The 11223-nt window shown below is 49.3% G+C and carries 9 protein-coding genes; 1 reads left to right on the forward strand and 8 read right to left on the reverse strand.

Annotation, left to right across the window (positions count from 1 at the left end; all coding sequences use genetic code 11):
* Nucleotides 1–33: 33 nt before the first annotated feature.
* From TES5_RS09410 to TES5_RS09445, 8 genes are all read right to left on the reverse strand, one after another.
* Nucleotides 34–1305 carry a glycoside hydrolase family 27 protein gene (locus TES5_RS09410; protein ID WP_068561622.1) on the reverse strand — a complete coding sequence of 424 codons (1272 nt, stop codon included), beginning with the start codon at nt 1303–1305 and terminating at the stop codon, nt 34–36.
* A complete protein-coding gene (locus TES5_RS09415; protein ID WP_068561623.1) occupies nt 1298–3286 on the reverse strand; it encodes a glycoside hydrolase family 127 protein in 1989 nt (662 codons plus the stop codon). The genes TES5_RS09410 and TES5_RS09415 overlap by 8 nt, the downstream gene beginning before the upstream one ends.
* Before the next feature lie 130 nt (nt 3287–3416).
* Nucleotides 3417–3653 carry a DUF6171 family protein gene (locus TES5_RS15575; RefSeq protein WP_068561624.1) on the reverse strand — a complete coding sequence of 79 codons (237 nt, stop codon included), beginning with the start codon at nt 3651–3653 and terminating at the stop codon, nt 3417–3419.
* A gap of 1 nt (nt 3654) precedes the next feature.
* Nucleotides 3655–5106, reverse strand: coding sequence for an alpha-N-arabinofuranosidase (locus TES5_RS09425; RefSeq protein WP_083546468.1), 1452 nt, complete (start codon nt 5104–5106; stop codon nt 3655–3657).
* Entirely contained in the window at nt 5103–6077 is a 975-nt protein-coding gene (locus tag TES5_RS09430) for a glycoside hydrolase family 43 protein (protein ID WP_068561678.1), read from the reverse strand. The genes TES5_RS09425 and TES5_RS09430 overlap by 4 nt, the downstream gene beginning before the upstream one ends.
* 37 nt (nt 6078–6114) lie before the next feature.
* Nucleotides 6115–7557 (reverse strand): glycoside hydrolase family 43 protein, encoded by a 1443-nt coding sequence (locus tag TES5_RS09435; protein ID WP_072763741.1) that lies wholly within the window; start codon nt 7555–7557, stop codon nt 6115–6117.
* A gap of 446 nt (nt 7558–8003) precedes the next feature.
* On the reverse strand, nt 8004–8189 hold the full coding sequence (locus TES5_RS09440; protein WP_157080406.1) for a hypothetical protein: 186 nt from the start codon (nt 8187–8189) through the stop codon (nt 8004–8006).
* Between the two features lie 165 nt (nt 8190–8354).
* Nucleotides 8355–9854 (reverse strand): arabinosylfuranosidase ArfA, encoded by a 1500-nt coding sequence (locus TES5_RS09445; protein WP_068561626.1) that lies wholly within the window; start codon nt 9852–9854, stop codon nt 8355–8357.
* Between the two features lie 345 nt (nt 9855–10199).
* On the opposite strand from TES5_RS09445, the gene TES5_RS09450 reads away from it, so the two are divergent.
* The gene (locus TES5_RS09450) at nt 10200–11102 is read left to right on the forward strand and encodes an ArsR/SmtB family transcription factor (protein WP_068561627.1); all 903 of its coding nucleotides are present in this window, start codon (nt 10200–10202) and stop codon (nt 11100–11102) included.
* The last annotated feature ends 121 nt before the right edge of the window (nt 11103–11223 follow it).

An 11223-nucleotide genomic window follows, 5' to 3' on the forward strand; every position in this document is an offset into this window, starting at 1 on the left:
GTTGTCCGATTCGTTCACGTTTCGGTTCTGCCTTTACTTAGAAATATACAGAGCGACACCGTGCGGAGCAATAAAAGCCGTTTCCGCATCCGCCACCGAAACTGCCCTGTTTGCCCATACCTCATGCAGTTCTCCACCAAGTGACTGCAGCCATTCCCTGGCGGCAACAGGCAAGCCCACTGGACGATCCGCAAGATTGAAGCAAGCCACATATTTCCTGGTATCACTTTCGGAAACCCAGATCACCAAATCTTCCTTTCGGTACACTTCCTTTGGATCGCGCCCGTTCTGATGCGCATCGATCAGATAGGGTTCGCTCAACAACGAATGCGTCCAATCATCCAACTTACGCAGATCGCCGCCGAACAGTAACGGCGAACGGAAAATCGACCACAGCGTCATCAAAGAACGCTGCTCCTCTTTCGTGAACCGTGTCATACGCGCCTCCGAACCACCAGCCGTGGTCCGGGTGCCGATGTGCCCCAACGGTAGCATATCGCAATCCGGCCAAGCACAGGTGCCGACAAAAGCCGACCACTTTCCGCAGCGTCCGAACATGTCGTACAGCTGCTCCCAATTGTCCCACAGATCGTCCGTCAGCCGCCACATGTTGGCATTCCGTTGGAAAAAGGTACCCCGTTCGATCGGGGCGGGTCCCGGTGAGAGGCTCAACACCATCGGTCTGCCGCAACTGTCGATGGCTTTGCGGATCAGCTCGATTTCTCCGCTGTGCGTTCCGTACAATTTCGAATCCGCGATATCATCTACTTTCAGAAAATCGACTCCCCAGGAAGCGTACAGAGCCAGCAACGAATCGTAGTACGCTTGTGCACCGTCCTTCGTGTTGTCCACGCCGTACATATCAGTGTTCCACGGGCAGATGGAATTTGTATCCGCAATGTCCCGGGCTGTTTTTTGCGTACCCAAAATCGGGCTATTGCCATGCACCGCCTGCCTCGGGATGCCGCGCATGGTATGGATGCCGAATTTCAGACCCATTGCGTGGACCGCATCCGCCAATGGTTTGAACCCTAGTCCCCCTCTGCTCGAAGGGAATCGGTTTTCGGCAGGGATCAGCCGGCTGTATTCATCCTGACGGAGTTCGGTGAACGGATGATAGGCGCAGGAATCAGCGAGAGGTTCATACCACTGGATATCCACGTCAATGTATTCCCAACCGTAGTCCTTCAAACTTTTCGCCATCACTTCGGCGTTGCCCAATACTTCCTCTTCCGTCACGCTGGCTCCGAAAGAATCCCAGCTGTTCCAACCTTTTGGTGGTGTTTCTGCGTAGCTTCTAAACATGCGTATCCTCCTTATCGACCCATACTTGCATTTCTCCCAAAGAGCGATTACCCCAGTTGTAGTAGGGGATGAACGTGAGCATTTTGGGAATGGTTTGCGGTTTCTGATGAACGCGGTACAGCTTGCCCTGCCACCCATCTTCCATCACTTGCAGCTCCCCTTCAGCTTCCAGGAAGACGCTATCGCCGAGCAGCTTATCCGATCGGAAACGTGGTCGGACCGATCCGGTCAATGCCAGCAGATGCAGTTGTTTCCCGTTGTCCTGTTCTTCCAGGCAATAAATGAAAGGTCCCCGTTGCAGGGCGACTTTTCCCTTATCCGCTTTGACAAGTGGATGCGCCTCGATTTCGTTGATGGCGATGGTGTATGTTAATTCGACAGCCATCGAATCGGAGATGACGGTCACATAAGTGTAGCCATTGCTGCTTTCAGCAACCGTTTCTTGACCGTCCACAACCAGTACCGGATTTTCCGCCCAATAAGGGATGCGGATGCCCAAACGCAGCTGTTCGGAGGATGCTTTTTCAACTGCGATTACGGTCTGGCCCGTTTCCGATACCGTATGCTTTTGCCGAATTGTGTATGGTTCGCCGGCTTGCTCCCCGGCCAGTTCGCTGTCGATGAACAGATTCAGCAGCACTTCATCTTCCTTTTGCGTGAAGGCGTATCTCCCGACAGCGGGCAGCGTGCGCGCCAAGTTCGGCGGACAGCAGGCGCAGCCGAACCAAGAAGGCCGCGTCGCCTTCACATGGCTCTTATCCGGATTCTCGGCGCTCGCTTGGGGATCGACTTCCAACGGATTGACGTAAAAGAAGTGCTTCCCGTCCAAGGCCATGCCGCTGATGATGCTGTTGTAAAGTGTCCTCTCCATGATGTCCGCATATTGGCTGTCGGTTTCGGTCTTCAGCAATTCATTCGAAAAATTCAGCAGCCCGATCGCTGCGCATGTTTCGCAGTACATCAGATCGTTCGGCAAATCATAATCATAGGTGAAGGCTTCCCCGCGTACGGTCGAACCGATGCCACCCGTGATGTACATGCGCTTTTGGACGATATTCTCCCAGATTTTTTTCGCGGCACCGATCAGCTTTTCATCTTGCTTGTGGCGACCGGCCCCAGCCATTGCCTGCGCCATATAGACCAACCGAACGGCATGCCCTCTTGCCGAATCCTGCTCGATAACGGGCTTATGCGCTTGATGATAGACGGTATTGATGACAGGCTTCGGCCCTTGCTGCAGTCCCAAGCGATCATTTTCTTCCAGTTGCTCCGCAAAGAAATGTGGGTTCTGTCCGCGCACCTCCAAGAAGTAGCTGCTCAAATCCAAGTATTTCCGGTTGCCCGTCGACTCGTACAGCCGCACAAGCGCGAGTTCGATTTCCTGGTGGCCATCGCTACCGTCGATTTTCCCTTCCGATTTGCCGAAATGCGCTTCGATGCAGTCGATCGCTTTGTCGGCAATCTGAAGCAGCCGACCGGACCCGGTCGCTTCCTTATAAGCGATGGCGGCTTCGATCAGATGACCGATGCAGTACAGTTCATGGCTTTCGAACAACCTTCTGAACTTCAGGTGCGGGGCATCGATCTGATAATAGGTACTCAAATACCCGTCATCGTCCTGCGCCGCTTCCAAGAGTTCGATCGTTTCCTCCACTTGGGCGACCAGAGCTTCATCCTTTTCCAACGCGATTGTGTTGGCTGCCGCTTCGATCCATTTGTACAGATCGCTGTCCTGGAAAAGCCAGCCGTAATGGTGTCCTTCCTTCTGTCCAGCCGCAATCCTGAAATTTTCGATCACATGGCTTTTTTCCGTCGGGATGGTCGCATCCTCCCTTTCGCTTTCGATGACGATGTTCCCTCTGTCGTTGAGGACATCCCATTGGAATGGGATCATTTCCTCCCTCACCAGTTGCCTGTACTTCAGCCAGAAGCTGTCTGATACTGTCACTCTCGGGTGTTGTTGCAGCAATGGTTTGATCATTATCTATCCCCATTTCATCCAAATTTCAACCTGATTTTATGTCAAGATGCAAGAAAAGCCACCAGCAAGCCGGCAGCTATTCCTGTTGATATAAACGCTGATACAAAAGCAGTGCCTAAGCTGGATGGCGTTACCACTTACCCAAGGGGCAGCGTTTGTCCTGCAGACTGGCACGGAAGCGAACGAAGCAGCCACAATGCTTGCACGTATGCTCCGAAAGCGCCGGACACGCACTACAGACAAACAACCGCTGGTCCCGCAGCTCGTTTGAGGCGTGGTTCAGCTCCATCGACAGTTGCTCATCGATGGCGCTCTCGATATCCATCTCCATCATCTGATTGTTACGTTCGCAGCCTTTGCAGGTCATGTCAGTTTTCCTTTGCGTATACGGAAACGACACTCATCGGAGGCAGCGTGATCGTCAATTCATTGCCATCCACCGCGAAATCGGTGAATGTTTGTTTCGCAACGGCTTCAGGATTTTCGAACGAGTTATGATCATCCGTGCTGTTTCCGAAGATGCCCTCTGCTGCTGTTTCCCCGAATGCGCCGTCGACACGGCTTAACGTGATGGTTTCTGTGTCAGTCAGACTGTAGTTGCAGAAAGATGCCGTCATGACGCCGTCTTTTTTGGATACCGTGTAACTGGTCGTGCCGGAAACGGCGCCATCCGCATCGACAAGGGTTGCGTCCTGGTGATTTTTATAGAGATCGAACACATGGTAGGTAGGTGTCTTGATCATTTCTGCGCCCTCAGTCAGAATCATAGCTTGCAGCACATTGACCATTTGGGCAATATTCGCCATCTGTACGCGCTCTGCATGCTTATGGAAAATATTCAAAGTCAGACTTGCGATCATCGCATCCCGGATTGTGTTCTGTTGGTACAGGAAGCCCGGGTTCGTGCCTGGCTCCACAGCCAGCCAAGAGCCCCATTCATCCACGATCAGACCGACGCGTTTATCAGGATCATATTTGTCCATGATCGTGGTGTGCCGCGTGATCAATTCATCCATCTTCAAAGCGCTGTCGATCAGTGAAAACCATTCTTTTTCAGGGAACCCCAGTGCCGGGCGCTTGTCCTCCCATACGGAAGCCAGCGCATAATGGTGCAGGCTGATGCCGTCCATGAACTGCGCTGCATGCTTCATCAGCACATCCATCCAGTTGTAATCATCGATGTTCGGGCCGCAGGCGATTTTGTAAAGCGGTTCTTTCGTGTACTGTCTGACGTAGGTTTGGTAACGGCGATACAGATCAGCGTAATATTCCGGACGCATGTTGCCGCCGCAACCCCAGCTCTCATTGCCGACGCCAAAGAATTTGACTTTCCACGGCTCGTCCTGCCCGTTTTCACGGCGCAATTTGGACATCGGCGAAAGACCGTCCATTGTCATGTATTCGACCCATTCCTGCATTTCCTGGACCGTGCCGCTGCCGACGTTTCCGTTGATGTAGGCTTCAGCCCCGACCTGTCTGCATAATTCAAAGAACTCATGCGTACCGAAATGGTTGTTTTCCGTCACGCCGCCCCAGTGCGTATTCACGATTGTGGCGCGCTCTTCGGTAGGACCGATGCCGTCTTTCCAGTGGTACTCGTCCGCAAAGCAGCCGCCCGGCCATCTGATGACCGGAACCTGGATGGCTTTTAGCGCCTCCACGACATCTTGTCTGATTCCTTTGACGTGCGGGATTTCTGAATCGGTTCCTACCCATACCCCTTCATAGATGCATCTGCCCAGATGCTCCGCAAATTGACCATATATATAGCGACTGATTGTTCCTGTTTCTCTGTTCAAGGTTACTTGTATCTTATTCAAATGATTGTCCTGCCTTTCTGATTGTTGTCTGTTCCGGGTTCGCCGAAAATCGGAAAACCATCCGCGCTCCAGGTGAAAACTTGCGCGTGCGCATGGCGATCGGGCACATCCAAGGGATCACCCTCTGTCACGATTTTTGGGCGTACGTGGTAAACCAGCACATCATCCTCTCCATCCTCGCTGCGGGTGAAGCTATTGTGCCCGGGCCCGAACAACTGGTTTTGTTCGGAACTCCTGAAGACCGGTTCCGCAAGTTTGTGCCAATTGTAACCGTCCAACAGGTCGCTGGCGGAATCCGCCCACAATAGGCCCATGCAGTAATTTTCATCGGTCGCGCTGCCGGAATAGGTGATGAAGACTTTACCATTGCGGATGATGACCGCCGGCCCTTCGTTCACCAAGAAGCCGACCTTCTCCCAAGCGTATTCCGGGATACTCAGAAGCGTCTGCTTGCCGCACAGTGTCCAAGGATTCTGCATTTCGGAAATGTAAAGATTGGAATTTCCCGGAATGGCCGGGTCTTTTTGGGCCCAGACATAATAGAGTCTGTTGTCCAACTCGAAAGTCGTCGCATCCAGACTGAAGCTCTCGAAGGCCGTTTTGACCTGGCCCTTTTCGATCCACTCACCGGTCAATGGGTTTTCGCCGTCGCATTCCAGCACGAACATTCGGTGCTGAAATGTGCCTTTGGCGACCTTATCCGTACCGGCAGCGGCAAAATAAATGTACCAACGTCCCTGGATAAAATGGATTTCCGGCGCCCAGATCAGGCTGCTCATCGGGCCCGTCGCATGCGCACGCCAGATGCTGGTGCGTTCCCCATCTTCCAGTCCGTCCAGATTTTTCGCCCGGCGTACCTCAATTTCCTGATAGCCCGGCACCGAGCCGGTGAAATAATAATAACCGTCCGTATGTTTGTAGACCCATGGATCCGCTCTTTCGATCACGATCGGGTTTTTGTAAGTTGTCATAGCCTTAATCAAAGCATCCACCTCTTTATTCTTTACTCTAATCTTCTGTTTTTTTGATGCCGAACAGGGCTTTCCCTTCAGCGGACATGCCTGAAAAAGTCGTCGTTTCGACTCCGTTCACTTCATCCCATTGTCTGATGAAGTAGCCCTTGTATTCGGTGAAATTCAGGACCAAGCTCGATTCGTTCGGCAATTCCGACCCTTTCCAGTAACCTCCGCCTTGACCGTAGGCAAGGTGCGTAGTAGTCAACGTCAGCGCAAGTTCCTCTTCGTAATCGGCATCGATTGCATTGTCCATTTTGTAGAAGCGGTAATCCCCTGCTATATCCGCCGTTTCCAAAGTATCTAGGGACTCCCCGGCATATCTCATCGGCGCAATCACCGGCCAGCCATCTGAATTAAAGAATAGTTGATGTACCCGCACTTCATTATGCTCACCCTTGTTCGGAAAACGTGCGTGGAAAATGATATAGTATTTATTCTCAACTTCATCGTAGTAGGCTGAATTATGCCCAGGCGACACATAACCGCCGACCGGGATGTCCTGTTCATTCGTGATCTCAAAATTACCGATAAGCTTGGTTCCGTAGTCTTTTATCGCCTCATCATCGAAAAAGCTGCCTTCTTCACCTTTTGCATCCATCATCGCATTGCCGCTTGCATCCTCATACGGCCCATCGGGATTCTTCGACCGCGCGACCCTTATGTTGTAGCCGCCGCTTGCGTCCAACCCGCCAAAGGACAGGAACAGATAATAGTACTCCGTGTCTTTATTGTACAGAATATAAGGCGCTTCGATCCTGCTGTGGTTGCCGCCCAGTAACTTTTTGCCATAGCCTTGATTTTCTTTCGGAAATCCGGTTGCGGAATCCATCTCAAGTATAAAAATGCCTCCTGAGTAGGAGCCATATACCATCCACAGTCTATCTTCCTCGTCATAAAAAACGTGAGGATCAATGACGTTCGGCTCTTCCGTCGCATCGAATGCCGCACCGGTCACACTCACCGTTCCGGATGTCAAAAAGATGCCTTTGTCCTCGTAGGGTCCTTCGATCGAATCCGATACAGCCACCCCTAAAGTCGACAGCGGGCTGCTGCCTTCACAGAAACAATAGTAAAGATAGTATTTCCCATCCTTCAGTTGGGTTATGTCGCTTGCCCAGAGCGTATCCGTTCTGGCATAATTGAAGCTTTCCGCCAACGAAACGGTGACGTCCTCGAACAACTCGCTTGTCGAAACACTCGTCGCCAATTGATCCCAATTCATCAAGTCCGGACTCTTTGCGAACGCCAGATGGGACCCGATGACATAGTATTGATCCTCCGCAAAAATGATCGACGGGTCATGGACGGAGGCTTCCTTGAAATTTTGATTCAGACTTATCTCCGGGTTCGGTTCCGCTGATGCATTTTTGTTTTCTTCCCCGCAGCCGGCCAATAATGCAGCCGCTGAAAGACTAAACAGTATTTTTTTCCGCACAATCTTAACCTCGACTTTTCTCTTTATTTCTCTTTTTTGAAATCAAAGGGACATTTGGTTTGCCAATCGGATCGCTTTATTGCGCGATTGATAGATGACGAACAGCACCGAGTAGATGATGATGCAAGATGGCTTGGAACAAGCCTTTTAATTTCAGCCCTTTATGCTACATGAAGGTCGCAATGATCATGGGAACACTTTGGTGGATGCGGCTTCAGATGTTTGCATGTTATCTTCCTTTCAAAAAAATTCATACAGCAATTCCGTTTAAGAATGCCGTATGAATTTTTGAATTACTTCCTCGTCACTCCATTGCGTTTGGATGATCAGCTTGCATTTTCAGCAATCAAATCTTCAAAGGTTTTTTGAGCTTGCTCCAGACCTTCGTCAATTGTGATGTTGCCGTAGATCATGTCCGATAAAACGGTAGCCAAAACTGATTCGACTTAGCTGGAATATTTGTAATCAAAAATATAGGAAGCTTCTTTTTCGACATCCGAGCTTGTGAAGAATGATTGCGGATACTGTTGGTATTCTTCGCTCTCGAATACCTCCTTACTCGCTATGATTTGACCGGCACCTGTCCGATCGATCGAATTTTCACGCATCCTTGATGGCATAATGCCCTTCATCCAGCTTCCCATCCAACGATAGAATTCCTTCAATCGTCACCGGTCAAAGAGTTCCAGAAGGTGATTGTGTTCGCATTCCCGCAACCTGCCAATAAGGTGATGCCTGCTAACGTCGCTGCTGATAAAAACTTTCTATTTGCATTTTTTATTTTTTATGCCTCCATTTTATTTTGTTTTTATTCTGATGACATTCCAAGATAACGGTTTCAAAATAGTGGACAACCTGCCATCATTGAATACCACATCCGACTTTTCTTTCAGTTTGACCAAATCATGATCTGTTGCATTTGTATCCTTTTTATCATATCCAGCCAGCTCGGTCGCTTCGGAGACGCTCTCCAACTCGAACCCTTCTTCTTCGAAGGTAAAGGCGATGTCCGTATCTTCCGATCGGTTTACCGCAAAGACAACCAGTTCATCCGTTTCATCGTTGTGTACCGCAATCGTTTCGATATAAGGCACTTCAGCAAAATCCTTCGAACCGTATGTTTCCGACTCGACATGCGGAGTCAGCACCACGCCTCTTCCATAATTGGATACTTGCATAAAGGGATAGAAGATGGTTTGTTTCCAGGTGTCTCCGTTCTTTTCGGTCATGATCGGTGCGATGACATTAACCAATTGTGCTAGGCAAGCAATCTTGACGCGATCGGCGTTTTTCAACAATGTGATCAGCAAGCAGCCTACCATTAAGGCATCCTCGAAATTATAGATATCCTCCAACAGTGGCGGAGCGACTTGCCATGGTTCCAATTCCTTATCCTGATCATTTGAGTGATACCATACGTTCCACTCGTCGAACGACAGATTGATTTGTTTGTCGCTGCCTTTTTTGACCTTCACGAAATCACAGATGGAAACGACTGTCTTGATGAAGCGATCCATATCCAATGATTGTGCCAGATAATTGCCTATGTCATTTTCCTTATTTCCATAATAGCAATGCAAGGAAAGATAGTCGACATAATCATAGGTATGTTCCAAGACAATCCGTTCCCAGTCACCGAAAGTCGGCATTTTGCTGGTCGAACTTCCACAAACGACCAATTCGATGCTGTCATCGACCAGCTTCATCGCCTTAGCGGTCTCTGCCGCCAAGCGTCCGTATTCTTCCGCGGTCTTATGGCCGATCTGCCAAGGCCCATCCATTTCATTGCCGAGCGACCAGGTCTTGATTCCGAAAGGTTCCGCTGATCCGTTCAGCTTGCGCAGGTCGCTCCAATGGGTCCCGCCTTCAAAATTGCAATATTCCAAACATTCCACAGCTTCCTGGATGCCACGCGTGCCCAGATTGACTGCCATATTCACTTCCGCATTGACTTCTTTTGCCCATTTCGCGAATTCGTGGATGCCTACCTGATTCGTCTCCAATGATCGCCACGCCAAGTCCAACTTCTTCGGACGCGTCTCTTTTGGCCCGATTCCGTCTTCCCACTTGTACCCCGATACAAAATTGCCTCCAGGATACCGTATAAGCGGTACATTCAGTTCGGCCACTACCTCTTTTACATCTGTCCGAAAGCCTTCTGCATCGACATTTTTGTGTTCCGGTTCGTAAATGCCGTCATATACAGCCCTTCCCAAGTGTTCTATGAACGAACCATACAAACGCTTATCTATTTTGCTGATGGTATTCTGCCTGTTGACCGATAATTTCGCTTCCATTTGTCCTCCTTACTAACTTAGTTAACATTTTAGTTTACTAAGATTAATAAAATTAACTTATGAGGTAATAATATCGAACTATGCAAACGTTGTCAACACAAATTACTCCTTTTTAGCAAATATATCTCAAGTTTAATCAACACATTTGTTAACCATGCCCATAAATACAGTTATCACGCTCTTTTAACTCAGCATTTTCATAAAACTGTGTGAAATATATCTTTTTTTGGTTAACTCAAATAGTAATGTAAGCCAACCTATTGACAGACAAGTGATAAACTTTTATATTTATCACATACAGTGATGAACAATATCATTAACAGAAATGAAAAATGAGGTGAGCTTATGCAATTGGACATATCCGAATCATCTTTGGCTGTATACGAGGCATTGGCCAGCGATATACGCTTAAAGATAATCCAATTATTATCCAAACAAAAAATGAATGTGAAAGATCTCGCGCTTGAACTGAATCTAAGCAGCGCCATCATTTCAAAGCACATCAAAAAACTCGAAGCCGTTGGTATCATCAAAACGGAAAGGATTCCTGGCATATCCGGTCTCCAAAAAGTATCCATCCTGAAAGTCGATCATATCGACATCCATTTTCCGAAGAAAATCTACCACTCCTTCGAAACCTTCGATACCGCCATTCCAATCGGCCACTACACGGATTATCATGTCACACCGACATGCGGCTTGGCTGATTCCAAAGATTTCATCGGTCAGGTGGATGAACCGAAATACTTCATGGACTCTGGGCGAATGGACGCCAGCATCCTTTGGTTCACTGCAGGCTATGTGGAATACAAAACTCCCAACTTCCTGACGCCTGATGACACACTGGAGCAGATTGACATCAGCATGGAAATCAGTTCCGAATTCCCTTTTTCGAATGATGTTTGGCCGTCCGATATCACATTCACCTTGAACGGAACAGAGTTGGGCACATGGACGAGCCCAGGCGACTTCGCGGATACGCGCGGAAAGCTGAATCCATCTTGGTGGCCCTCGAATTTGAACCAATACGGTTTATTGAAGACACTCAGGGTAAGCCACCACGGCACTTACATGGACGGAGACCCGCTTTCCCAAGTCAGCATATCGGATCTGAATAAGACAGCCGAAACATGGGAAATCCGCATCGAAGTGAAGCCCGATGCTGAAAATGTCGGAGGCGTAACCCTGTTCGGCAAAAAATTCGGGAATCATGACCAGGACATCAACTTCAAAGCCTACTATTCCTGATAAGCACCAGAAAACTGCAGCCCACTCCTTTCGAGTGGACCGCAGCTTTTTTGGCTTTCCTTCGATTGACGGAGATGCATACCGGCAATCGAAGGAAAGCCTCTGCTCCGGCGAAGCCGCG

The organism is Trichococcus sp. ES5, assembly GCF_900067165.1.
Classification (GTDB): Bacteria; Bacillota; Bacilli; order Lactobacillales; family Aerococcaceae; genus Trichococcus; species Trichococcus flocculiformis.

Bases quoted from the DNA above. Each gene is read 5' to 3' on its own strand.
- TES5_RS09410 (WP_068561622.1), bottom strand. From the start codon at position 1,305: ATGTTTAGAAGCTACGCAGAAACACCACCAAAAGGTTGGAACAGCTGG.
- TES5_RS09415 (WP_068561623.1), bottom strand. From the start codon at position 3,286: ATGATCAAACCATTGCTGCAACAACACCCGAGAGTGACAGTATCAGAC.
- TES5_RS15575 (WP_068561624.1), bottom strand. From the start codon at position 3,653: ATGACCTGCAAAGGCTGCGAACGTAACAATCAGATGATGGAGATGGAT.
- TES5_RS09430 (WP_068561678.1), bottom strand. From the start codon at position 6,077: ATGACAACTTACAAAAACCCGATCGTGATCGAAAGAGCGGATCCATGG.
- TES5_RS09440 (WP_157080406.1), bottom strand. From the start codon at position 8,189: ATGAAGGGCATTATGCCATCAAGGATGCGTGAAAATTCGATCGATCGG.
- TES5_RS09445 (WP_068561626.1), bottom strand. From the start codon at position 9,854: ATGGAAGCGAAATTATCGGTCAACAGGCAGAATACCATCAGCAAAATA.
- TES5_RS09450 (WP_068561627.1), top strand. From the start codon at position 10,200: ATGCAATTGGACATATCCGAATCATCTTTGGCTGTATACGAGGCATTG.